A 23,117-nucleotide genomic window follows, 5' to 3' on the forward strand; every position below is an offset into this window, starting at 1 on the left:
GATGGGAACGCCGATAGCGGACCACCCTGACCGGCTCCTGCCGGCCGATCCCGGTGTCCGGGACATCGCACGCTCGCTCTTCAAAACGGTGGAAGGGCTGCCCATCATTTCCCCGCACGGGCACGTGGACGCTGCCGTCATCGAGCGGAATACGCCCTTTCCGGACCCGGCTGCCCTGCTGGTCACCCCGGACCACTACGTCACCCGGCTGATCCACGCCGGCGGTGTGCCGATGGACCAGCTGGGGCTGGGCAGCCAGCCAACCGATTCGCGGCAGGTGTGGCGGCGCTTCTGTGAGGCCTGGCCTGCCTTTGAAGGAACGGCATCGGGCTACTGGATCCGGCAGGAGTTCGCCCACGTGTTCGGCCTGGCAGAGGAACCGTCCGCGGAGAACGCGGACCGGCTGTACGACGCTCTGCAGGCCAAACTTTCGGAACCGGGCTTCCGGCCGCGCGAGCTGTTCAAGGAATTCAACATCGAGGTGCTGGCCACCACCGATGATCCGCTGGACACACTGGACAGCCACGCATCGCTGCACGCCGACCCCGCGTTCGCCGCGCGCGTGTTGCCCACCTTCCGGCCCGACCAGTACCTGAACATGGCGCATCCGGCGTGGCAAGACAACGTGGAACGTCTCGTCGACTCGGCCGGCGAGGGCGCTTCCGGGTATGCCGGCTACATCAGGGCACTTGAGGCCCGGCGCCGGCACTTCGTGGAGCGCGGCGCGGTCTCGGCCGACCACGGCGTCTTCACGCCTGCCACCCTGAAGCTGGACGACGCCGAGGCGGAGCGGCTTTTCGAGCGGGGGCGGGCGGGCCAGGCAAGTGGTGCTGACCGGGACGCCTTCGAGGCGCACATGATCTACCAGATGGCGCGGATGTCGGTGGAGGACGGGCTGGTGATGACTATCCATCCCGGGTCCTTCCGGAACCACCACGCACCCACGTTCGATGCGTTCGGTGCGGATACCGGCCACGACATCCCGGTGGCGGTCAACTACACCGAGGCCGTCCGGCCGCTGCTCCAGGATTTCGGGACCGCCAAGGACTTCCACCTGGTGCTGTTCACGCTCGACGAGACGGTCTTTTCCCGCGAACTTGCCCCGCTGGCCGGTTTCTACCCGTCGGTGTACCTGGGGGCGCCGTGGTGGTTCCTCGATGCCCCGGATGCGATGCTGCGCTTCCGGTCGGCGGTGACGGAGACGGCTGGCTTCTCGCGGTCCTCGGGCTTCATTGATGACACCCGTGCGTTCTGCTCCATCCCGGCCCGCCACGACACCGCCCGGCGAATCGAGGCGTCCTTCCTGGCCCGGCTGGTTGCTGAACACCGGGTCACCGAGGAACGGGCGCATGAACTGATCGTGGACATCGTGGACGCCTCGCCCCGGCGGGTGTTCAAGCTGTGAATGCGGCCCCGCCTGTCCCGGACCCTGTTCCTGCCCTGAACCCTGTTCCTGCGCTGGACCGGAGCCTGAAGCCGCTGCCCAAGGCCCCGGTGCGCATTGTCCACCTGGGCCTGGGAGCCTTCCACCGGTCCCACCAGGCCTGGTACACCCAGCATGCGCCGGACGCGGCCGAGTGGGGGATCGCGGCGTTCACCGGACGCCGGCCGGATGCCGCGGAGGCGCTCACCGCCCAGGACTGCCTTTACACCCTTGTGGAGAGGTCCGCCGGCGGGGACAGCTTCGAAGTGATCGGCAGCATTGTTGAAGCCGTGGATGGGGCCGACGTCGCCCGGCTCTGCCAGCTCGTCGCCGCCCCGGAAACTGCGGTCGTCACGCTGACCATCACCGAGGCCGCCTACGGCTTGGCGGCGGATGGAACGTTCGACGCCGATGCGCCGGGTGTGGCGGATGACCTCCGCGCGCTGTCGGCAGCGGCGGCCGGGGAGACTTCCACTTCCGGGGAGCCTTCCGCGCCCGGTGGGACTGCTGCTTCCGGCGAGGCAAGGGTGCCCGGCACTCCGTTGGGACGCCTGGTGTGGGCCCTGGCAGCCCGGAAAGACAGCGGCGCCGGACCGATCGCCGTCGTCAGCTGTGACAACCTTTCGGCCAATGGTGACGTTGCCCGCCGTGGCGTCCTGGGCATGGCCGCAGCCTGGGGCCAGGACCTGGTGGAGTGGATCGCGGCGAATGTCAGCTTCGTCAGCACCTCCGTGGACCGGATCACCCCCCGGACCACGGACGCGGACATGGCGGAAGTGGCGGAGCAATGCGGTTACCGTGACAGCTCGCCGGTGGTTGCCGAGCCGTTCCGGAACTGGGTGCTCAGCGGCGATTTCCCGGCGGGAAGGCCGCGCTGGGAAGATGCCGGCGCCGTGGTGGTTGATGAGATCGAGCCCTACGAAAACCGGAAACTGTGGCTCCTCAACGGTTCACATTCAATCCTGGCGTATGCCGGTCAGCTGCGGGGGCACGCCACTGTGGCCGAAGCCCTGGCCGACCCACTGTGCCGGAAGGCAGTGGAAGATTTTTGGGACGAGGCCGCCAACCACCTGCGCGCCGAGGGCCTGGACATCCCCGGGTACCGGCAGGCGCTGCTTGAGCGTTTTGGAAACGCCCGGATCGCCCACCGGCTTGCCCAGATCGCTGCCGATGCCACCACAAAACTGCGGATGCGCGCCGTACCTGTCCTGGCAGCCGAACGCGCCGAAGGCCGCAGCGGTTCCGGCGCAGCCCTGATGCTGGCCGCCTGGATCGACTACGTGGCCGCGGCCGGGGAATTCCAGGATCCGCTGGCCGGAGAGATCCGGGCGTCCGCTGCCCTTGAGGGCACAGAACGGGTCCAGGCCCTGCTCCGTCTGGTCAATGCCGGCATCGCTGAGGACACGGACATAGTTTCCCTGGTCCACAGGCTGTGCGGGTCCTTTTCCGCAACAACTGCGGCCTCCGCCGCCCACACGCATACCTGACCCTGCTTTTTGAACCCCGCTTACTTGAATCCTGCTTTTTACTTCCGGAAGGAACAGTTAATTCCCATGAAGATCGTTGCCGCCGATGTGTTTGTGACCAGTCCGTCCCGGAACTTCGTGACCCTCCGGATCACCACGGAGGATGGTGTGACCGGTATTGGTGATGCCACGTTGAACGGGCGTGAGCTGGCTGTTGCGGCGTATTTGAAGGAGCATGTGGCGCAGCTGTTGATCGGCAAGGATCCGCACCGGATCGAGGATACGTGGCAGTTCCTGTACCGCTCTTCGTATTGGCGGCGGGGTCCGGTGACGATGGCGGCGATCGCTGCGGTGGATATGGCGTTGTGGGATATCAAGGGCAAGCTGGCGGGGATGCCGGTGTACCAGTTGCTGGGTGGGGCGTCGCGGAACGGGTTGCGGGCGTACGGGCACGCGTCCGGGGCTGATATTCCGTCGTTGTTTGATTCGGTGCGGGAGCACCTGGAGCTGGGCTATAAGTCGATCCGGATCCAGACGGCGGTGCCGGGGATCAAGGCGGTGTACGGTGTTGCGGCGCAGGCACAGGCGTCGGGGGAGCGGTATGACTATGAGCCGGCCGGGCGGGGTGCGTTCCCGGTGGAGGAGGACTGGGACACCCGGGCGTACCTGCGGCACTTGCCGACCGTGTTTGAGGCGGTGCGGAATGAGTTTGGGCCGGAGATCCCGTTGCTGCATGACGGGCATCACCGGATGACGCCGATCCAGGCCGCGAAGCTGGGCAAGGCGTTGGAGCCGTATGACTTGTTCTGGTTGGAGGACTGCACGCCGGCGGAGAACCAGGAGGGCCTGCGCCTGGTGCGGCAGCACACCACCACGCCGCTGGCGATCGGGGAGATCTTCAACACCGTGTATGACTTCCAGACGCTGATCAAGGAACAGCTGATCGATTACGTCCGTGCCGCGTCCACGCACTTTGGCGGCATTTCGCCGTTGAAGAAGGTGATGGATTTCGCCGCGCAGTACCAGATCAAGTCCGGCTTCCACGGGCCGACGGATATTTCCCCGGTGGGCTTCGCGGCGCAGCTGCATGTCGGGTTGGCGATCCATAACTACGGGATCCAGGAATACATGCAGCACTCGGACAAGACCAACGAGGTCTTCGAGCAGTCCATGACGTTCACCGACGGGTACCTGCACCCGGGCGACAAGCCGGGCATTGGCGTCGAATTCAACGAAGAAGCCGCCGCAGCCTATCCCTACCAGCAGGCCTACCTGCCCTACAACCGCCTCGTCGACGGCACCGTCCACGACTGGTAAGGAACAAACAATGACCAAGCACCGCATCATCGTCATGGGCGTTTCCGGCTGCGGCAAGACCACCATCGGCGACCTCGTGGCCCGTGAGCTGGGTGTCCCGTTCCTGGACGGCGACTCCCTCCACCCGGTGGAGAACGTGGCCAAGATGGCGGCCGGGACACCGCTGACGGATGAGGACCGCTGGCCCTGGCTCGCCACGGTGGGGACCGAGCTGGCAAAGGCCGGTGACGGCGGACTGGTCCTGGCGTGCTCCGCATTGCGCCGCAGCTACCGTGACGCTATCCGGAAACAGGCGCCGGACACCATCTTCCTGCACCTGAAAGGCAGCAAGGAGGTCCTCAAGGCGCGGACGGAAGGCCGCACCGGGCACTTCATGCCACCGGCACTGCTCGAATCCCAGCTCGCCACCCTGGAACCACTGCAGGAGGACGAACGCGGCGTGGTGGTGGACATTGCCGCGCCCGTCGCAGAAGTGGTGGCCGAGGCACTCAAGGGGATCGCCGCCGTCGTACGTCCTGCCAATGCCGCGCCGGGCACCCGGCCGCGGCAGTTCGACGTCGACCTTGCGGCCGCGCCGTTCAATCTCGACGCCGACGCGATCGCCTGGGTGGAGGGCACCCTTGGTGCCATGACGCTCGAGGAAAAGATCGGGCAGCTGTTCATCAACCACAACAACGACTATTCACCCGAATACCTCGATGGTGTGCTGGAGAACTACCACGTGGGCGGCATGCGGTACCGGCCGGGTCCTTCCGCTGCCGTGCAGGAACACATACGTTACGCACAGTCCAAGTCCCGCATTCCGCTGCTGATTGCGTCCAACCCGGAGATGGGCGGCGCCGGCAGCTGCGACGACGGCACGTTTGTGTCCACGCACCTCCAGGCGGGTTCTCACCCGGACAAGTCCATTGCCCGGCAGATGGGCCAGGTGGCTGGGGTGGAGACCGCGGCGCTGGGGTGCAACTGGGCGTTCGCGCCGATCGTGGACATCCACTACAACTGGCGGAACACCGTCATTTCCACGCGGTCCTTTGGAAACACGCCGGAGATTGTGGTGGAGCGCGCCAAGGAGTATTTCGACGGCATCAGCGAATCCCCCACCGCCTGTGCCATGAAGCACTTCCCCGGCGACGGAATCGATGAGCGGGACCAGCACGTGGTCACGTCCTACAACACCCTTGGCTACGAGGAATGGAACCGGACCTACGGGCACGTGTACCGGGAGATGATTGCCCACGGCGTGCAATCCATCATGGTGGGCCACATTGGTGCGCCTAAGGTGTCCCGGCATTTCCGGCCGGACCTTTCCGATGCCGAAATTCTGCCGGCCACTCTGTCCCCGGAGCTCCTGCAGGACCTGCTGCGCGGTGAGCTTGGCTTCAACGGCCTGGTCCTCACCGACGCCTCGCAGATGGTGGGCCTGACGCAGGCGATGAGGCGCAGGGACCTGGTCCCGGCCACCATTGCCGCCGGCTGCGACATGTTCCTGTTTTTCCGGAACCCGTCCGAGGACTTCCAGTACATGCTGGACGGGTACAAGTCCGGGGTCATCACCGAGCAGAGGCTTCATGATGCGCTGCGCCGGATTCTTGGGCTGAAGGCGTCTTTGGGGCTGCACCTGAAATCTGCGGACCAGCTGGTACCGCCTGCCGGGGCGCTGGCCGTGATTGTGAGTGCCGAACACCGTGCCATCGCCGCGGAGATCGCGGACAAGACCGTGACGCTGGTCAAGGACACGGCCGGGAACCTGCCCATCACGCCGGCCACGCATCCCCGGATCCGGTTGTACGGGATCTCCGGCGGGGCCGACTTCACCCGCTCTGACCCATTGGCCTACCTGGAGGTGGTGAAGGAGGAACTGGAAGCTGCCGGATTCGAGGTGTTCTTGTTCCGGACGGCTGAACAGCGCGAGGCGGCGGGGGAAAAGGGGGTGAACTTCATGTCCATCATCTCCGAGGAAGCCACCGGCGACTACGCCGGGAAGTACGACGCCGCGTTTGTCTTTGCCAACGTGAAGGGCTTCGCGCAGGAGGCAGCCATCCGGATCAAGTGGTCCTCGCCGATGGCGGCGGAAATCCCGTGGTACGTGACGGAGGTGCCCACGGTGTTCGTGTCCCTGAACCAGCCGAACCACCTGATCGACGTGCCGATGGTTAAGACGGCCATCCACGCCCATGCGGGCACCCGGGAAGCCATCCGGGCGGCCGTGGAGAAGATCCAGGGCAAGTCCGAATTCCAGGGCACGTTCAACGAGAACGTATTTTGCGGGTCATTCGACACCCGGCTGTAGGAAAGAACCGAAGGAGGCGCCACCGCAGCAGCGGTGGCGCCTCCTTCGTTCGCAGTCCTGGGAGCGCTTAGGCGTCCTCGCGGTCCGGGTTCTCCAGGCGGAAGAAGTTGGACTGGTTTCCATCAGTCCGTTGCTCCTGGTAGATGAAATTGAGGCGGCGCTCGTCAAAGGTTTTGAACCATTCTTCCCAGCTGACTTCGCGCAGGTTGCTGTCCTTGTCCCGGAAATCGATGCGCAGGACGCCAAGGTGGTCGCCATGTTCTGTGCCTTCAACTGTTGCAGGCACGCCGCCGCGTTCTTCGGCCCACTGCCTGATCACCTCGTGGTGGGTGGTTGCCAGGCTTCGGCCCTCGCGTTCGGGCTCTTCATCGGTGGAGGTGATTTCCTGTGAGTACTTCAGCGATTTGGAGGAGTCGTCGCCGTAGCGGACCTTGCCGCCGTCGGGGCCGGCGCCCAGGTCCTGTGCGTCTTCCGTGTCTTCTGATTGGTTGCCGCCGCCTTTACCCTGGCTGTGGTCCCCGCCTTCCTGCCGGGCCTTGGCAACCTCCTTCACCAGCTCTTCCTTGCGCAGGCCGGACGTGCCAGGGATGTTCTCCGCCTTGGCCTCGTTGCGGAGTTCGTCCACCTTCATGTTGCGCAGTTCCGTTTCACTCACATCAGGGGTATTCGGCGTCTGGTTACCAGGCTTCTCACTCATGGCAGGTCCTCCTTGTGTTGAGCTGTTCGGCAGAATCGACAAATGATAAGGCTGCTTACTTTTCTAGCCGCTGCCGGATGATGCGTCAAGCACAGGCGCCCGGTGACAGATGCTCCACACATCCCGGCTCGGTCCGGTGCATGGGCACCCGCGTATTGTGAAGCAGTGAACTTTTCCTGCAAAATTTCTGAGGACGTTGTGCTCCGGCCCGTTGAGCAGGCGGATGCCGGGGCGCTGGCGGCGGCCTTTCAAGCGAACCGCTCACATCTCGCCCCATGGGAGCCGGTCCGGCCTGCGGAGTTTTACACCGTCCAGGGCCAGCAGGGACTGGTTGAACGACGGCGGGCTGAACTGGATTCGGGCACGGCACTTCCCATGGTGCTGGCGCGGGACGACGGCATCGTCGGGCTGCTGACCCTGAGCTCGATCGTGCGCGGTGCATTCCAGAACGCGCACCTGGGCTACTGGATCTCCCACGCATTTCAGGGCGCAGGGCTCATGACAGCGGCTGTGGGTGCCGCCGTCAATATCGCCGCAACTGGCCTCGGCCTCCACAGGCTCGAGGCCGCAACCCTGGTGCACAACACAGCATCGCGGCGGGTGCTGGAAAAGAACGGGTTTGAGGCCTATGGCATGGCGGCCGCCTACCTCCGGATAGCGGGCCAATGGCAGGACCACCGGATGTATCAGCGGATTCTCCAAGGCAATTGAACACCATTGCGGACTGCTCGGTGATGACGTTACGGGTCCTAAGATCAGGCGGCCGTTTCCTTCGACTGCTGATGGAAACGTCCGAGCCGCTGGAGGTACAGATACATCCCGAGGAAAGTGATGGCCCCCAAAACCGCGCCACCCCAGATTGCTATCGCCACAACGCTGATGGCCACCCCGTACATTGCGGTTAAGGCCAGCCAGTAGTTCCTGACGATGTTGTTGTCCATCAGCATCCTCATCTAAAGGGGCAAGTGGTTCACGCTATTCCTCCTGCCGGGCCCACGTATAGGGGTTTGGTTCGTGCCCGCCGCGCCGGCCTTGCTCAAACCCCTGTTGCCACGCCTTCCCAACCGCGGACACCAGGTCAGCCAGCAAGGGATAGTAGGGATGGTCAGGGCCGATGTAGATCATTTCGTCGGCGGCTCGGTCCACGGCGGCGCGGACCTGGTTCTCTGCAGCAGTACCGGCCATGGTGCCGCCTTCCTCCACGAAACTCCTGTGTCCGAATCGAAGGTAACGCCGAACCGCGGGAAGTGTCCACGGGTACTGGCCATTGGCCCCGTCTAGAAAGACAAGGAACCGCCTTACCACCCGAACAGGGCAGCGGACGAGGCCAGGGCAGGATCAAGCATGAGGAGAAGCGCCGGCTGGCGTAGGCTCGGGCTATGTCACAACTTGGGGGAGTACGACACTGTCGTCTGTGGGCCGTTCCGGCGGCCATGGCTCTGCTTGGCGCCACAGTGGCGGGCTGCGAATACCAGGATCGGTCCACGCCAGCTGCAGGCGCCACGCCTTCGGCGCCTGAAACGAACCCCTTGGCGGGGCCGCCCACGAAGCCTGCCGAGGTGGCAGCTCTCGAACAGGGCAACCGGACGAAGCTGGACGAGGTACTTGGTGTTCCGGTCTCGGACACCTACCTGGATGTAACGGAAGCAATCAGTGGCAGGATGACTTCCTTTCTCACGCGGGCATCCCTGCCCGCATCAGGCACCTATGTCATCACCACAGCCTGCATCGGCACCACTAACGCCAGACTGGTCCTCAGCCAGCGAAAACCCGGGAACGCAAGCGGTCAGGTTGACTTTTCCGAGGCGTTCGCGTGCGCCGAGCCTTCCAGCAGGACTCTTGACCTGCACGGCGGTGATGTCACTGTCGACGTCATCAACCTCAGCCCGGATGGATCCACTTGGGGGACCGGTGCCTTCGCCAATGTCCGCATCACTTCTTGGAAGCCCTAAGAAGGAAACCCGTAGCAGCCGCGCAGCAGGAGGCGTGCTGTAGACAAGCAGTTGACATGCAAGCGGTTAGGGGACAGGTGAAGTTCATGTCTGAAACGACCCGTCGGTGGGTGGGGATAAGCGCCTGGATCCTGCTCGTGCTCACCTCGATGATCGTAATCGGCTACGGCATCGTGCACGCCGGAATCTGGCTCTGGATGCCGACGCCGGCCGAGCAGGAGGCGTCCTGGATCGGCAGCCTCTACATCTTCTTTGGTTGGCTGCTGTCCATTGGGGCCTCCGTCTGGTCACATCTCCGAGGCAATCCGGTGTGGGTGAGCATCTGTGTCGCACTGCCAGGGTTTCTCGTCGGCTGGGCAGACCTCGTCAGCCCATACACCCTCCTGCGCTTCCTGGCCGCCGTCGTGGCGTTCCCGCTGGCCATCGGTGGTGTCGCCGAGGTCATTTGGGCCCGCGGCCACCGGCAGCGGGGATAGGAAAGGAAAAGCCGTGGCACACCTTGTCGAGCATCTTGACCAGGATCTGGACTCCATCTCCAAGGTAGGTGCGGAACGGCCCGAGCGGGGGAGCTTCGTCGAGGACCCCGGGGCGCGCCACCTCAGGCAGGTAGTGGTTGGACCCAGGCTACGGGAGCGGCAGGATTTGAAGGTGCTGGCGGATGAGCGGCGCTGCCCAGGAGGCCTCGTCGGTCTCGCGGTCGACGCCTTTGGGTTACCGTCATGATTGGGGGGGTAAGGCTTCGGAGAATCGGGACGGCATGGACAGCGCGAACAAAGTGGACATCAAAGGCAAAGGCACCATGGAGTTGTCCGGCGGAGTTCTTTACGTGCGCTGGAAGCCAGGGGCATACATAGGCGTCGACGTAGCCAGGGCAGGCATCGCAGCCATTTCCACCCTCGGCCAGGGTGCCAGGTTGCCGATGCTGGTCGAAATCCAGGGTGTGACTCACTCCGCGGCTGCTCGAAAAGTCTTTCCCGACTCGTCCAGCGTCTCGCGCATGGCGCTCTTGGGTTCCTCTCCCGTTGACCGGGTGGTCGCCATGTTCCGCCTGCCCCTGTTGCCGGCCGGGTTCCCGATCAGGTACTTCACATCCGAAGACAAGGCACTGGCGTGGCTGCTTGAGTCATCGGAGGAGTCAGACGCGACGAAAAGCATCTATTAGCCTGCTCTATCAGGTAAGCGGACTGACGCTACGTCCGTGCCGCCATCACGTCAGGTTTTCGGGCCTCCACACCGGCGCTCCTGACATCGGCTGCGGTCGCGGCCAGGAATACCAGGCCGATCGCCGCTCCTAAGGGTGCGTACCGGAGGTCCATGATTGGATGTCGCCAATGACCCTCCCGGCTGAACCGGGTCCTGCTACCGCCTGCTGCGGTCCAGGAGCCACGATGCGTCCACGTCCGCCGGCGGTCGCCGGTGAAGTTTTTTGATCAGGATGGAGAAGGGCAGGAGCAGCAGTTGCAGCACTCCGGCGACGACCAGCAGCGCAAGGAACAAGATGATGTCCGGGAGGTATAGGAGGAAGATGCCTGCCGCAGCGGCGAAGTAACCGAAGGTGTACCCGAGGATCGTCCCGGTATCCATGTCTGCTCCAAGGAACGGCCACCGTCGAAGGGTGGGTGCTATTGAATTGGTGGCTGCCCGGTCTCTTACCGGGCCTCGTCAGTGCGACGGGGGTCTCCTCGTCAGCCAGGGGCCTTTTTGATGCGCAACCTGCGTCGTCTTCGGGACGGGGCTTGATCGGTCACGGGCCGGGCCCTTCGCCAGGCCCTATGGGGGCGATCGCTGGTGGGGGGGGAGGCGGTAGGGCCGATGCCACCCTTGAGGACCCTCTCCTACGACGCCTCATCTCCAAAACAACGAGAAGGGTCAAGCCGATCCAGGCGAAGGCGGCAACGAATATCAGGACTACCGATTGAGGCGTGCTCACGACGGCGTTCCTTGCCGCGCGGCGCTGAACAGCTGAAGATTAGGAGCTGGGGGATGGATGGACATGATGTCCCGGCTTTCCGCGGCTACCGCTTCGGCCGGCTTCACAACCAATGAGTAAACTATCCGCCTGTCACGGCAGCTGAGCAAGACGTAACGAATTTGAAGCAACTGCAGTGCGGGTGGAGGCGGAAAGGGTGCGCCCCGTTCGCTGAGCGCACCCTTTTCGATTCCCCTCGCACCGGATCCCCATCCGACTGAGCCCATCATAAGCATGCTTAGCATTGCATGCGCAAGCCCATCGAGTATTTGGTGACGTACTGCGCGTGCCGGGTCTCAGAGAGGGGGTCGCCTGGATTGAATCCTTTGTCGCGTGCATCTGGCCGAACCTGACCGGTTCGCAGAACATGTCGCCGAATTTGTGAACTCGGTCCGGTGTTACTGCTGCCTTATCGCTGAACCATTCCAGGCAAGGAAAAAGGCTCTGATTCCCTCAGTTATAAGGGAATCAGAGCCTTCCTCATCAGCGGTGACGGTGGGATTTGAACCCACGTTGGCTTTTACACCAAACAACATTTCGAGTGTTGCACCTTCGGCCGCTCGGACACGTCACCAACCTCAATAGGGTACCGGAGCATGGCCCGCATCCCCAAAACGGGGGCCATGCCGGTGCCGTCCGCTGGATCATTCAAAGGCCCGCTGCCTTCGGGACGCGATGGAGGCAGTTCATCAATGTCAGACCCCCTTGTCATGATGGGTTTATGGGGAAAGCGGCGGTGGTGAGGGCGTTTGAGGACATCAAGGCTGCCCTCGCTGTGCTTGATGCGGAAGTTGATGGGGCGGGGTCGTTGCCGTTTTCGTTGACTGATCCGTTGGCGGGGTTGGCGGATGGGTGCCTGGATATTCTGGCCGGTGCACGGGAGGTCGAGGCGGGGATCGCGGGGCTAAAGGCGAAGGCCGCGGTGCGGTACGCGGACAGCGCCTGGGCTGTTGCGGGGCCGGGGATGCTGGTGGTGGCGCAGGAGATGGCGGTCGCGGCGGAGATCGGGTGCGTGCTGGCGTTGGGTCCGCGGGCTGCGGGGTCTTTCCTTGCCACGTCCCACGCCGTGACCGTCAGGTTGCCGCGGACCCTGGAGGCTTTGCGGGCCGGGGTGATCTCATGGCAGCACGCCGTGGCCATGGCCGATGAGACGGCAGGTCTTGATGCTGCGGGGGCGGCGGCGTTGGAGGCGCATTTCCTGGATCCTGACGCACTTGACGCGGCCCGGGGGTGCCCGGTGGGGCAGATGCCGGCGCACCGGTTTAGGGTCAAGGCCCGGCTCTGGCGGGAACGCCACCACGCCGAAAGCATCGAGAAGCGCCATGCCAAGGGGGTGGCGGACCGGCGGGTGGAGTTCCGGCCGGACCAGGATGGGATGGCCTGGCTCAGCGCGTGCCTGCCCGCGGACCAGGCCTTGGCGGGCTGGAACCGGCTCACCGCTGTTGCCCGTGGGATGCAGGGCCCTAACGAGTCCCGCACCATGCCCCAGTTGCGTGCCGATACCTTTGCCGAAGCGATCCTGAGTGGTGGGCTGGGCGCGGGCGGTGACAGCAGTGGCAACATGAGCGGGAGCGGTGCCAGAATGACGGGTGACGTCGCGGATAGCATCGTCGCGGCCGGTGGCGGCGACGGTGGGAGTGACGGCGCCGGGCGGGAACACCTGTCGACGCACATCCAGGCGCAGGTTCTGGTGACGGTTCCGGTGTTCGCGCTGCTTGGGTTGACGGAGGAGCCGGCGGTCCTGGACGGGTATGGGCCGATCCCGGCGTCGATGGCCCGGCGGCTTGTCGCGGACGGCGCCGATTCGTTCCACCGGGTCCTGGTGGACCCGCGCGACGGTGCACCGCTGGAGATCGGCAGGACCAGCTACCGAATCACGAAAGCGATGCGGGCCTGGTTGAGGATGCGGGATGGCAAGTGCCCGTTCCCCGGTTGCAGCAACAACTCGCTGGACAACGAGGCCGACCACATCCTCGCCTGGCACAAAGGCGGCACCACCGGCATCAGCAATTTGGGACAGCCCTGCCCCAAGCACCATCGGCTCCGGCACACCACCGGATGGACACCCACCTCGGCCGGCAAGACCGAACCACCGGGCTGGACCTCACCCACCGGTCGCCGCTACGCCAGCGAACATCAGGACTGGGAACCACCACACTGGCCTCCCGGGTTCCTGCCCGGCCAACGAAGCCTCCTCGAAGAAGCACTCGTTCAGTACCTCGCCTCATGAGCCGAAGCTGCCGGAATGCGGAGTGCTAATCCGTTTGCGTGACATGTCGACCTGCCCGCCTAACCGCCTGCCCGGCCGGCGCGGGCGGCAGCCGGTCGCTGCACGGCGTCAGCGCAGGCCACGACACCCCGACACCCCGCCACCCGCCGTCCGACTTTCCCCGTCCACGCACGTCCGGTTAGATTCATCAGCAAGATGACAAATTCACAGACTCCAATCCACGCAACCGCATACTGGACCACTGCCAGGGAACACGGCGAGCTCAGGGCCGAAGAGGTGCCCGCACCGGGACCAGGCGAAGCACTGGTGCGGGCCCTGTACTCCGGCATCAGCAAGGGCACCGAAATGGTGGTCCATGCGGGAGCCGTGCCGCCGCGCGTTGCCGAAGAGATGCGCGCCCCACACCAGGAAGGAAAGTTTCCCGGGCCCGTGAAGTTCGGATACCTCTCCATGGGAGTGGTGGAGGAAGGACCCCAGGAGTGGAAGGGCCAGCGCGTCTTTTGCCTGAACCCGCATCAGGACCTTTACGTGGTCCCGGTCGCGTCCCTGACCAGGATTCCCGACGACGTTCCATCCCAGCGCGCTGTCCTCACCGGCACGGTGGAAACGGCAGTTAATGGCCTGTGGGAAGCGGGACCGCGGCTGGGTGACCGGATTGCCGTCGTCGGCGCCGGCCTGGTGGGCGGCATGGTGGCGACGCTGCTGCGCACCTTCCCGTTGCAGCGCCTGCAGCTGGTGGACCTCGACCCCGGCCGGAAGCAGCTCGCGGACACTCTGGGCGTGGACTTCGCGCATCCGGATGATGCTTTGGCGGACTGCGACATCGTGTTCCACTGCTCGGCATCGCAGGAAGGCCTGGCGCGCAGCCTGCAGCTCGCCGGCGATGAAGGCGAGGTCATCGAAATGTCCTGGTACGCCAACCGTGAGGTCACTGTGCCGCTGGGAGAGGATTTCCACGCGAGGCGGCTGTCCATCAGGGCGAGCCAGGTGGGGATGGTCTCACGTGCACGCAGACACCGCCGCACCAATGCGGACCGCCTGGACCTTTCCGTATCGCTGCTCAAGGACCCCGTCTTCGACGCGTTCCTGACCGGATCGTCCCCGTTCGAGGACTTGCCAAAGGTGGTCCAGAGCCTTGCAGACGGCAGCCTGGAAGCCCTGTGCCACGTCGTCGAGTACCCCTCCGGTGCTCCCGAGCCCGCACCAGCCGCCCACAACCCGGAAAACTCGAGGTAACCCATGTTCAGCCTGACCATCCGCCGCCACTTCATGATCGCCCACAGCCTTCCCCGTGAAGCTTTCGGACCCGCGCAGGGCCTGCACGGCGCAACCTTCGTCGCCGAGGTGGCCTTCCGCCGCCGCGCCCTGAACGCCGACGCGATCGTCCTGGACATCGGCGCCGCCGGAACCATCATCGAGGAAGTGCTCGCCGGCCTGAACTACCGCAACCTGGACGAGCACCCGGACTTCGAAGGCAAGCTCAGCACCACGGAAGCCTTGGCCGAGTACATTGCACAGAAGGTGGCCGCACAGATCAAGGACACCGACGACGGCCGCGAACTCGCAGGAATCGACGTCACCCTGCGCGAGAATCCGGACGCCTGGGCCACCTACTCCCTGGACCTCAGCGCCTAGCCATGCGCCCCATCCGGCTGCTGGTCCCCGGCAACATCCGCCACAGCTCAGGCGGCAACGTCTACAACGCGCGCCTCGTTGCCGGGTTGCAGGAACGTGGGTCCCAAGTCGAAGTGGTCGCCGTGGAGGGCAGCTGGCCGGACGCCGGTGCGAAGGACCGGCGCCGGCTGGGCACCTTTCTCGGGGCATGGGGGCCAGGGGAGGGCCCGGGGGAGGCAGTGACCATCGTGGATGGGCTGGTTGCCGTGGGTGCCCCGGATGAAATGGAATTCGCGGCAAAGGCTCGTCGGGAAACATGGGTCTTGGTGCATATGCCTGTTGAGGAAAGTTCCGGAACTGCAGCACTGGAACGTGAAGCCAGGGCTCTCCGCGCGGCAACAGGCGTGGTCTGCACCAGCAGTTCTTCAGCAACGCTCCTCCTGGACAGGGGGCTTTCGCGGGCGGACGTTGTCCTTCCGGGAGTCAGTCCCGCACCGCAGGCACACGGATCGTCGCCCCCGCATGTGGCGGTGGTCGCCGCGCTGCTGCCTAACAAGGACCAGTTGCTGACGGTGGAGGCGCTGGCCCAAATCCAGGACCTTGCCTGGACGGCATCGCTCGTGGGCTCAGACCAGGCGGACCCGGACTACGCGCAGCAGGTCCGGGCTGCCATCACGGCCAACGGGCTCAGCAGGCGAGTCCAGCTCACCGGCGAGCTCAGCGGCGAAGCCCTTGAGGCTGAATGGGCGCGCACGGACCTGACTTTGCTGGTTTCACGGGTGGAAGCGTTCGGCATGGCCGTCACCGAGTCCCTTGCCCATGGCATCCCCGTCCTGGTTCGCCAAGGGACAGGGGCGGTGGAGGCGCTGGGGATGGCCGGACTGGCAACGGACGACGGCGAATCCCGCCTCCCGGGGGCAGCGCTTTCACTTCCGGCCGGGGGACAGGAGAGTCCCGGCCGGCTGGCCGACGCCCTTCGCGGGTGGTTGGTGGACGCAAGGACGCGCGACAACTGGAGGACAGCTGCGGTTGATGCCCGGACCAGGCTGCCGGCATGGAGCAAAACGGCGCAGGACGTGCTGGCCCTCCTCCAGGGACGCAACGAAGAAAAAGAGCGGCAACAGAACTAGCGGATGCTCCGGTGCGCCGCGAAAAACTCCCGCAGCACCAAGGCGCATTCTTCTTCGCGGACCCCGGGATACACCTCAACCCAGTGGTTGAGCCGGCGCTCCCGGAGGATATCGAATACGGATCCCGCGGCACCGGCCTTCTCGTCCCAGGCCCCAAAAACAACCCGGGGGATCCGGGCCAGGACAATCGCGCCCGCACACATGGCGCAGGGTTCCAGGGTGACCACCAGCGTGCAGTCGGACAACCGCCAGCCGTCGCCCCTGCCGCCGTCGAGCCGTGCCCTCTCCTTCAACCGCGCGGCAGCCTCCCTGATGGCCACCACCTCGGCGTGGGCTGTGGGGTCGCCCAGCTCCTCCCGCTGGTTCCGTCCGGAACCCAGCACATCGCCGTCGGGCCCTATGACCACGGCGCCGATGGGCACATCCTCCGTAGCCAGCGCGCGGCGGGCCTCCGCAAGGGCAAGGCCCATCCAGGCGTCATGTTTCTTTTCGGGCAACCGCATGGCTCAATGATAGTTTCGGGGTTAGTCAGGTTACTTGCCGATGCCGGGAGGCACCATGGACACTCTGAGGGACCGCCTAGGTACGTGGTTCAAACCGTACGCGGCGCTGATCCTCACCATTCTGGTGGGCGGTGTGGTCATCGTGTCCCTGGCGCTGCTTGGGTCCGAGGTCTACGACGACGTGGTGGACTCCGCCGGGCTGGCCAACCTGGACAAACCTGCCCTGTCGTTCGCCGAGACCCTGCGCAGCCCCTGGCTCGACGCGCTTGTCACGGGGTTCACCAACATCGGTGGCGGCATCGGAATGCCGATCCTTGCCAGCATCCTCACGGCATGGCTGACCTTCCTCAGCCGGAACTGGCGTCCCCTGGTGCTGATCGGCGGTGCAGCCGCAGCCTCCGTCAGCGCCACAACCTTTGGCAAGAAGCTGGTGGGCCGTACCCGCCCGGACCACGCGGACGCCGTTCCCCCGTACGAGGATTCGCCCTCCTTCCCCAGCGGCCACACCCTGAACACCACCGTGGTGATCAGCCTGGTGATTTACCTCATCTGCCTTCAGTTCCATACGATGCGGGTCCGCGTCACTGCCATCACCGCCGGTTCCCTCTTCATCATCGCCATGGGACTGAGCCGGGTCTTCCTGGGCCACCACTGGCTGACGGACGTCATGGCCGGGTGGATCCTGGGACTGGCCTGGGTGGCCATCGTCATCCTGGCCCACAGGCTGTTCCACCTGGTCCGCAGGCGCGAACACATCGGCGCAGCGCCGTCGTTCGACCGTCCGATTGTCCGCGACGTGGTGGCCGAGGAACTGCACGACGGCGGATCTTCCAGACGTGGGAAGGACAGCGGCGGGTGATAGTTTTGGGGGATGCGCACTCTCGTTGTTGACCACCCCCTGGTCGCCCACAAGCTCACCGTCCTGCGGGACAAGAACACGCCGTCGCCGGTCTTCCGCCAGCTGACGGAAGAGCTGGTGACCCTGCTGGCGTACGAAGCGACGCGGGAGGTCCGCACGGAGCCCGTCACCATCCAAACGCCGGTCAGCACCACCATCGGCACCGCGTTCACCAAGCCCACCCCGCTGGTGGTTCCCATCCTCCGCGCGGGTTTGGGCATGCTGGAGGGCATGACCAAGCTCGTTCCCACCGCTGAGGTGGGCTTCCTGGGCATGGCCCGGGACGAGGAAACGCTGGACATCATCACCTACGCAGAGCGCCTGCCGGAGGACCTCACCGGCCGCCAGGTCTTCGTCCTGGACCCCATGCTGGCCACCGGCGGAACCCTGCGCGAAGCCATCAAGTTCCTGTTCAAGCGCGGCGCCTCCGACGTCACCTGCATCTGCCTGCTGGCCGCCCCCGAGGGCCTGGCCCGGCTGGAAGAGGAACTGTCAGGGGCCAACGTGCACATCGTCCTGGCCTCCATCGACGAGAAGCTCAACGAGAAGTCCTACATCGTTCCCGGCCTGGGCGACGCCGGCGACCGCCTCTACGGCATCGCCGGGTAGATTTCACCCTTTTTCAAAAGAGTTCCCGCCGCTAGCCTGTGCGGATGGACTGGAAACTCGAGCTTGTCTTTCTCCCCGTGTCCGACGTTGACCGCGCCAAGGACTTCTACGTCAATAAAGTGGGCTTTAACGCCGATTTCGACGAGCGGCCCTCGGACTCCATCCGCTTCGTGCAGCTGACGCCGCCCGGTTCGGCCTGCTCCATCTGCATCGGCGAAGGCCTCACCGACGCCCCTCCCGGCACCGGTTCCAACCTGCAGCTGGTGGTCAACGACATCAAAGCCGCCCATGACCACCTGAAGAACAACGGCGTGGATGTCAGCGACGTGGACGTGCAGGATTGGGGTCACTTCGTCTACTTCGCCGACCCCGACGGAAACAAGTGGGCTGTCCAGTACATCCCGTGGCGGAACACCGGACAGGACGCCGGTTAACCACAAACGCGGGCCGCATCATGAAGATGCGGGCCCGCGGTTGAAGGTGGCTTGCCTAGTACCAGTTGTGCGCCAGGTGGAAGTTCAGCGCGCCGCAAGGCGACTGGTAGCGCTCCTGGATGTAATTCAGGCCCCAGTTGATCTGCGTGCGGTAGTTGGTGAGGTAGTCCGGGCCGGAGCTGGCCATCTTCTCGGCAGGCAGGGACTGGACAATGCCGTATGCCCCGCTGCTGGCATTGGTGGCCGTGGTGGTCCAGTCCGATTCCTTGGTCCACAGCGTCTGCAGGCACTGCATCTGGTCCGGTGCCCAGCCAAAGGTCCCCAGCTGGCTGGCGGCGTAGGCTTGGGCCCCGGCGGGATCGTTGACCGCGACGGCGGGAGCCGGCTCGGGTGCGCGGGCGGGCTCGGGAGCTGGCGCCGGGGCAGGGGCGGGCGCTTCGGGCGCGGCCGGTGCTGCAGCGGGGGCCGGTTCCGCTGCCTGCGGTGCCATGCTGATGGCGGCGGGAGCCGGGCTGGCCGCCGGGTTGGAACGGATTTCGCTCTTCTCGATGCTCATTTGAGCGTCTGACGCTGTAGTGGAAGAGTTCGACCCGGTGGATGACACCGGAGTCATACTGCTGGTGGCCTGTCCTGCCGCGCCAACCCCCACCAGCACCGCACAGGATGCTGCAAGGACGGCCGCGCGCTGGCCCAGGGTGGTCTTCTTTGCCTGCTGCTTGGCCCGGTGTTTAGCCTTTGCCTGCAGCAGACGTGCTTCTGCCGTGTTCTTGGACATGATTGATCGCCTCTCACACCTGCGGAGTTAGCTGTCGGGTTCGGATGAGGGCATCCGGCCGTACGGAAAGATCACGTACTGGCTTAACCCCAAGGGCATTCAGTGCCCGGGACGGTGGGTCCCCCGCCTCTGCCGTAGCTCAATCGGAATCCGGGGAAGCGGCAGAGCTTGGCGTCAACCCGGGATATGCGGCCCGAACGGGGACCGCACCCAATCGACGGTACAGGAAGAACACGCCAAAGTCACATTTAGGTAACGGAAGTCACGAGGCACAGCGCGTCGAATTGCGGGACCTGCCGTGGGCTATGGCAGTTTGGCGGCTCACCAATACCAGACCGTTACCAGGCCAATGGTGTCCTACCGGGTGAGTTGGTACACGGTGGAGTTACCTACGGACTGGGCCTGGAAGTTGTCCTGGACCCACGCAGCAACCTCGGAGTTGCCGCTGCGGCCGCCCATGCCGCCCCCGCCCATACCGCCGCCTTCGATGAAGTAGCCGATCTCTCCTTTGGCCACCATGGCCTGGAACCCGGCGAGCGTGGGGTATGGGTCGCCGCCGTTCCAGCCGCCCAGGGAAATGACGTCCGTGTTGGTGGCGAGTTCCAGGTTGGCTGCCTGGCTGGCGCCGGACACAATCGCCGACCATTTTGTGGTGGTACCCGCCAGAAGTGCCGTCACTGCGGCATCTGCCGTTCCTTCACCCGGGCCGCCGGATCCATCCGTGGCACCGCCGGGGCCAGTTGCACCGTCGAAACCACGGGAGGGATCAAGCCCGCCAGCGCCTGGGGCAGAGTCCATAGCGGCGGCATCCCTGCCGCCTGCCCGGTTGCCGCCCAGCCCCGCGGCCCGGCTCCCGAAGCCAGCCGCCGACGAACCCGCGGGCCCCGACGTCGGAATGGAGCCTGAGTGTGCAGAGGCAGCGGTGGCGAGTGTCCACGCGCCGGTTCCGAGTCCTCCGGCCAGGAGGGATACGACGACGACGGCGGCCGCGCCGGCCCGCCGGAACCATCCGGAGGTGCCCAGTGCGTCGAGGCGGAGGAGGATTGCGGCGGCCGCCAGGACACCCAGGGCGATGATGGTGACGCGAAGCCAGGGGAGCCATGACGCGTCGCGGCCCAGCAGGACGGCGGACCAGATGGAGGTGCCAAGGATGGCGGCGGCCAGGACGGTCCGGGCCGGCCAGTAATCCCGGCCGCGCCACAGTTCCACGCTGCCGATGCCCACCAGCGCTGCGACCGCCGGTGCCAGTGCTACCGAGTAGTACGGGTGGACGATGCCGCTCATGAAGCTGAAGACGCCCGCGGTGACCAGGAGCCAGCCGCCCCACAGGATCAGCGCGGCACGGCCCGGGGAGGTCCTGACTTCGCGGCGCGTGAACCACAAGCACGCCACCAGCAGGACCAGGGCGGCAGGCAGCAGCCAGGACACTTCGCCGCCAAAGCTGGTGCCGAACATCCGCAGCAGGCCCGCAGCCCCGCCGAACCCGGCGTTCCCGCCGCCTAAGCGGCCTCCGGGTCCGCCGGCGTCCCCGGCTCCGCCGTCGGGCATGCCTTCGCCGGAACCGGTGATGCGGGCCAGTCCGTTGTAGCCGAAGGTCAGTTCCAGGAAGCTGTTGGTGCTGGATCCTGCCATGTACGGTCGCTCGGAGGCCGGCGTCAGCTGGAAAAGGGCGATGTAGCCGCCGGCAACCACGACGATCCCTCCCAAGGCGCCCAGCAGGTGCGCCAGCCGGCGTCCGGTCGACGTGGGGGCGGCCCAAAGATAGGCGAGTCCCAGCGCCGGGACGATCAGGAAACCCTGCAGCATCTTGGTGAGGAACGCCAGGCCAATCACGGCCCCCGCAGCGACAAGCCACGTCCATCCCGCCCGCTCGATGGCGCGGGTGGTGAAGTAGGCGGCGAGCACCCGGCACAGCGTGAGCATGGCGTCCGGGTTGTTGAACTTGAACATGAGCGCAGCCACCGGCGTCAGCGCCAGGGCGCCGCCGGCGAGCAGGCCCGCAGCCGGTCCGGAAACGCGCTTTACGGCCAGGTAGAGAAAGCCGACGGCGGCCACCCCCATGAGTGCCTCCGGCACCAGCATGCTCAGCGGCGAGAATCCGAAGATGCGCCCTGCAAGGGCGGGGATCCAGAGTGCTGCCGGCGGCTTGTCGACGGTGATGGCGTTGCCGGCGTCGAGCGGGCCGAAGAGGAACGCGGTCCAGTCCTTGGTGCCGGCCTGGATGGCTGCCGCATAGAACGGGTTTCCGTAACCGGTTGCTGCCAGGTTCCAGAGGTACAGGACCGCCGTGGCCACCAGAAGCCCTGCGGCGGACGGCCGTACCCAACGGGGCTGGGCACCGAATATGTAGCGGCTCCAGCGGGATCCCGGCACAGCCGACCCGGTCATGGACACCGCTTGTCCGGATGACGAGGGTTGCCGGCCTGCGGCTGAACCGGCGTCCGCGGGGGAGACGGTGCAGGTCATGATGCTGCCGTTTATCTCGAAGGCGTGGTGTCTTTCGTGGCCCTGTTGCTGAGGTTGCCGCGGAACACCCACAGCCGGAACAGCAGGAACCGGGCCGCCGTCGCCGCAAGGTTCGCCGCCACAACGGTGAGGATTTCCACCCACCGGTCGGGCGCCGTCGTCCGGTGGACCAGGGCGAGTGCCCCGGAGGTGAGCAGCAGGCCGATGCCGAACACGATCAGCCCCTCGAAGTGGTGCCGGATCGGGTTGCCGCCCTGGATTTCGAACGTGAAACGCCTGTTGGCGCCGGTGTTGGCCACGGCGGTGACCAGCAGCGCCAGGAAGTTGGCCAACTGCGGGTCCATGAAGCCCCGGCAGGACACGAAGATCAGCAGGTAGGCCAGGGTTGAGGCGGCGCCGATGGCGGCGAAACGGATCAGCTGGCCAAAGAGGCTGCTGCCACGTGTCTGCTCGGCCGCCCGTGACGACGCCGGAACCGGGCCCCGTGCCAGGGCCGCCCGCAGCTCCGGCACCGGGATGCGGCCCAAGACCAGGTCACGGGTGAGCCGGGCCATTCCCCGGACGTCGGAAAGTGCCGTGCGGACCACATCCACACTGGAGTCTGGATCGTCAATCCAGTCGACGGGGACTTCGTGGACGCGCAGGCCGCAGCGTTCGGCGAGGACCAAAAGCTCAGTATCGAAGAACCAGGAGGTGTCCACGGTGTATGGCAGGATCTGCTGGGCGACGTCCGTGCGGATGGCCTTGAACCCGCACTGTGCGTCGCTGAACCGGGCGCCCATGAAGGAGTGCAGCATCAGGTGGTAGCTGCGTGAAATGAACTCCCGCTTGGGCCCGCGGACCACACGGGAGCTGCGGGTCAGCCGGGTGCCGATGGCCAGATCCGAGTGCCCGGAAATCAGGGGCGCCAGCAGCGGGGGCAGGGCGGCGAGGTCGGTGGAGAGGTCCACGTCCATGTAGGCCAGGACCGGTGACGGGGAGGCCAGCCACACTGTGCGCAGGGCATTCCCGCGGCCCTTCCCGTCGAGGTGGACCACGACGAGCTCGGGAAACTCCCGGGCCAGCCGCTCAGCGATCTTCAGGGTTCCGTCCGTGCTGGCATTGTCCGCCACGGTGATCCGGAAGCTGTGGGGGAAGGTGTCGACCAGGTGCGCGTGGAGCCTGCGGAGGCATTCCTCAAGGTCTCGTTCCTCGTTGAAGACGGGAACGGTGACATCGAGGACGGGGACGGCGGTGCGGGTGTCCACGGCGGCCCGCCGCGCGGAATGCGCCCGGGACGGAAGGCCCGGCGACGCCACCGCGGCGTCCTGCAAGGTTCCTGAAGTGGAGTCGGTGAGCGTCATG

General features: G+C 65.5%; 24 protein-coding genes, 1 tRNA gene and 1 riboswitch. Of the genes, 16 read left to right on the plus strand and 9 right to left on the minus strand.

All coding sequences use genetic code 11. The features are described from left to right. The first annotated feature begins 1 nt into the window (after position 1). From uxaC to FBY36_RS12400, 4 genes are all read left to right on the plus strand, one after another. Positions 2-1,405, plus strand: a complete 1,404-nt coding sequence (uxaC, locus tag FBY36_RS12385) for a glucuronate isomerase (RefSeq protein WP_142119810.1) — start codon at positions 2-4, stop codon at positions 1,403-1,405. Beyond that, the gene (locus tag FBY36_RS12390) at positions 1,402-2,910 is read left to right on the plus strand and encodes a mannitol dehydrogenase family protein (RefSeq protein ID WP_442858243.1); all 1,509 of its coding nucleotides are present in this window, start codon (positions 1,402-1,404) and stop codon (positions 2,908-2,910) included. The genes uxaC and FBY36_RS12390 overlap by 4 nt, the downstream gene beginning before the upstream one ends. A 66-nt stretch (positions 2,911-2,976) precedes the next feature. Further along, complete coding sequence (gene manD, locus FBY36_RS12395; RefSeq protein WP_142119811.1) at positions 2,977-4,206, plus strand: D-mannonate dehydratase ManD; 1,230 nt, start codon at positions 2,977-2,979, stop codon at positions 4,204-4,206. A gap of 10 nt (positions 4,207-4,216) precedes the next feature. Next, positions 4,217-6,496: a gluconokinase, GntK/IdnK-type gene (locus FBY36_RS12400; protein ID WP_142119813.1), complete on the plus strand. Its 2,280-nt coding sequence runs from the start codon at positions 4,217-4,219 to the stop codon at positions 6,494-6,496. A 67-nt stretch (positions 6,497-6,563) separates the two neighbouring features. Here the strand turns inward: FBY36_RS12400 and FBY36_RS12405 are convergent, their stop codons facing one another. Then, on the minus strand, positions 6,564-7,193 hold the full coding sequence (locus tag FBY36_RS12405) for a Rho termination factor N-terminal domain-containing protein (RefSeq protein WP_142119815.1): 630 nt from the start codon (positions 7,191-7,193) through the stop codon (positions 6,564-6,566). Between the two features lie 165 nt (positions 7,194-7,358). Here FBY36_RS12405 and FBY36_RS12410 point away from each other — a divergent pair, with 165 nt between their 5' ends. Continuing rightward, the gene (locus FBY36_RS12410) at positions 7,359-7,904 is read left to right on the plus strand and encodes a GNAT family N-acetyltransferase (RefSeq protein WP_142119817.1); all 546 of its coding nucleotides are present in this window, start codon (positions 7,359-7,361) and stop codon (positions 7,902-7,904) included. Positions 7,905-7,948: 44 nt separating this feature from the next. Here the strand turns inward: FBY36_RS12410 and FBY36_RS12415 are convergent, their stop codons facing one another. Both FBY36_RS12415 and FBY36_RS12420 read right to left on the minus strand, forming a co-directional pair. Beyond that, a complete protein-coding gene (locus tag FBY36_RS12415) occupies positions 7,949-8,134 on the minus strand; it encodes a hypothetical protein (RefSeq protein WP_142119819.1) in 186 nt (61 codons plus the stop codon). Between the two features lie 34 nt (positions 8,135-8,168). Next, the gene (locus tag FBY36_RS12420) at positions 8,169-8,378 is read right to left on the minus strand and encodes a hypothetical protein (protein WP_142119821.1); all 210 of its coding nucleotides are present in this window, start codon (positions 8,376-8,378) and stop codon (positions 8,169-8,171) included. A gap of 374 nt (positions 8,379-8,752) precedes the next feature. Between FBY36_RS12420 and FBY36_RS12425 the strand changes: the two genes are divergently transcribed. The 4 genes from FBY36_RS12425 to FBY36_RS12435 all read left to right on the plus strand — a co-directional run bounded on the left by FBY36_RS12425 (position 8,753) and on the right by FBY36_RS12435 (position 10,307). Further along, positions 8,753-9,145, plus strand: coding sequence for a hypothetical protein (locus tag FBY36_RS12425; protein ID WP_142119823.1), 393 nt, complete (start codon positions 8,753-8,755; stop codon positions 9,143-9,145). A gap of 86 nt (positions 9,146-9,231) precedes the next feature. Further along, complete coding sequence (locus FBY36_RS12430; RefSeq protein ID WP_235008814.1) at positions 9,232-9,621, plus strand: hypothetical protein; 390 nt, start codon at positions 9,232-9,234, stop codon at positions 9,619-9,621. Between the two features lie 13 nt (positions 9,622-9,634). Then, on the plus strand, positions 9,635-9,868 hold the full coding sequence (locus FBY36_RS20565) for a hypothetical protein (RefSeq protein WP_160141889.1): 234 nt from the start codon (positions 9,635-9,637) through the stop codon (positions 9,866-9,868). A 34-nt stretch (positions 9,869-9,902) separates the two neighbouring features. Then, complete coding sequence (locus FBY36_RS12435) at positions 9,903-10,307, plus strand: DUF7793 family protein (RefSeq protein ID WP_160141890.1); 405 nt, start codon at positions 9,903-9,905, stop codon at positions 10,305-10,307. A 197-nt stretch (positions 10,308-10,504) separates the two neighbouring features. Here FBY36_RS12435 and FBY36_RS12440 read toward each other — a convergent pair whose 3' ends face one another. Both FBY36_RS12440 and FBY36_RS12445 read right to left on the minus strand, forming a co-directional pair. After that, entirely contained in the window at positions 10,505-10,729 is a 225-nt protein-coding gene (locus FBY36_RS12440) for a hypothetical protein (RefSeq protein ID WP_142119826.1), read from the minus strand. Between the two features lie 872 nt (positions 10,730-11,601). Continuing rightward, positions 11,602-11,688, minus strand: a tRNA-Ser gene (locus FBY36_RS12445). Between the two features lie 147 nt (positions 11,689-11,835). On the opposite strand from FBY36_RS12445, the gene FBY36_RS12450 reads away from it, so the two are divergent. The 4 genes from FBY36_RS12450 (at position 11,836) to FBY36_RS12465 (ending at position 16,088) form a co-directional block, all read left to right on the plus strand. After that, positions 11,836-13,344, plus strand: a complete 1,509-nt coding sequence (locus FBY36_RS12450; RefSeq protein WP_142119827.1) for an HNH endonuclease signature motif containing protein — start codon at positions 11,836-11,838, stop codon at positions 13,342-13,344. A 195-nt stretch (positions 13,345-13,539) separates the two neighbouring features. Then, complete coding sequence (locus FBY36_RS12455) at positions 13,540-14,580, plus strand: zinc-dependent alcohol dehydrogenase (RefSeq protein ID WP_142119829.1); 1,041 nt, start codon at positions 13,540-13,542, stop codon at positions 14,578-14,580. A gap of 3 nt (positions 14,581-14,583) precedes the next feature. Further along, positions 14,584-14,979: a 6-pyruvoyl trahydropterin synthase family protein gene (locus tag FBY36_RS12460; protein ID WP_142119831.1), complete on the plus strand. Its 396-nt coding sequence runs from the start codon at positions 14,584-14,586 to the stop codon at positions 14,977-14,979. A 2-nt stretch (positions 14,980-14,981) separates the two neighbouring features. Then, positions 14,982-16,088: a glycosyltransferase family 4 protein gene (locus FBY36_RS12465; RefSeq protein ID WP_142119833.1), complete on the plus strand. Its 1,107-nt coding sequence runs from the start codon at positions 14,982-14,984 to the stop codon at positions 16,086-16,088. Here the strand turns inward: FBY36_RS12465 and FBY36_RS12470 are convergent. After that, positions 16,085-16,591 (minus strand): nucleoside deaminase, encoded by a 507-nt coding sequence (locus tag FBY36_RS12470; protein ID WP_056330132.1) that lies wholly within the window; start codon positions 16,589-16,591, stop codon positions 16,085-16,087. The genes FBY36_RS12465 and FBY36_RS12470 overlap by 4 nt on opposite strands. Positions 16,592-16,646: 55 nt before the next feature. Between FBY36_RS12470 and FBY36_RS12475 the strand changes: the two genes are divergently transcribed. The 3 genes from FBY36_RS12475 to FBY36_RS12485 are packed head-to-tail and all read left to right on the plus strand — an operon-like array spanning position 16,647 to position 18,532. Further along, positions 16,647-17,450 carry a phosphatase PAP2 family protein gene (locus tag FBY36_RS12475; RefSeq protein WP_235008815.1) on the plus strand — a complete coding sequence of 268 codons (804 nt, stop codon included), beginning with the start codon at positions 16,647-16,649 and terminating at the stop codon, positions 17,448-17,450. A 12-nt stretch (positions 17,451-17,462) separates the two neighbouring features. Next, a complete protein-coding gene (upp, locus tag FBY36_RS12480; RefSeq protein WP_142030188.1) occupies positions 17,463-18,098 on the plus strand; it encodes a uracil phosphoribosyltransferase in 636 nt (211 codons plus the stop codon). Between the two features lie 44 nt (positions 18,099-18,142). Then, positions 18,143-18,532 carry a glyoxalase superfamily protein gene (locus tag FBY36_RS12485; protein ID WP_142119835.1) on the plus strand — a complete coding sequence of 130 codons (390 nt, stop codon included), beginning with the start codon at positions 18,143-18,145 and terminating at the stop codon, positions 18,530-18,532. Between the two features lie 55 nt (positions 18,533-18,587). Here the strand turns inward: FBY36_RS12485 and FBY36_RS12490 are convergent, their stop codons facing one another. From FBY36_RS12490 to FBY36_RS12500, 3 genes are all read right to left on the minus strand, one after another. Continuing rightward, positions 18,588-19,307 (minus strand): hypothetical protein, encoded by a 720-nt coding sequence (locus FBY36_RS12490; RefSeq protein ID WP_142119836.1) that lies wholly within the window; start codon positions 19,305-19,307, stop codon positions 18,588-18,590. Between the two features lie 5 nt (positions 19,308-19,312). Continuing rightward, positions 19,313-19,473, minus strand: a riboswitch (cyclic di-AMP (ydaO/yuaA leader). 191 nt (positions 19,474-19,664) lie between these two features. Continuing rightward, positions 19,665-21,773 carry an ArnT family glycosyltransferase gene (locus FBY36_RS12495; protein ID WP_142119838.1) on the minus strand — a complete coding sequence of 703 codons (2,109 nt, stop codon included), beginning with the start codon at positions 21,771-21,773 and terminating at the stop codon, positions 19,665-19,667. A gap of 11 nt (positions 21,774-21,784) precedes the next feature. Next, positions 21,785-23,116, minus strand: coding sequence for a bifunctional glycosyltransferase family 2/GtrA family protein (locus FBY36_RS12500; protein WP_142119840.1), 1,332 nt, complete (start codon positions 23,114-23,116; stop codon positions 21,785-21,787). Between the last annotated feature and the right edge of the window lies 1 nt (position 23,117).

Origin of the sequence: Arthrobacter sp. SLBN-122 (assembly GCF_006715165.1) — a bacterium.
GTDB lineage: Bacteria > Actinomycetota > Actinomycetes > Actinomycetales > Micrococcaceae > Arthrobacter.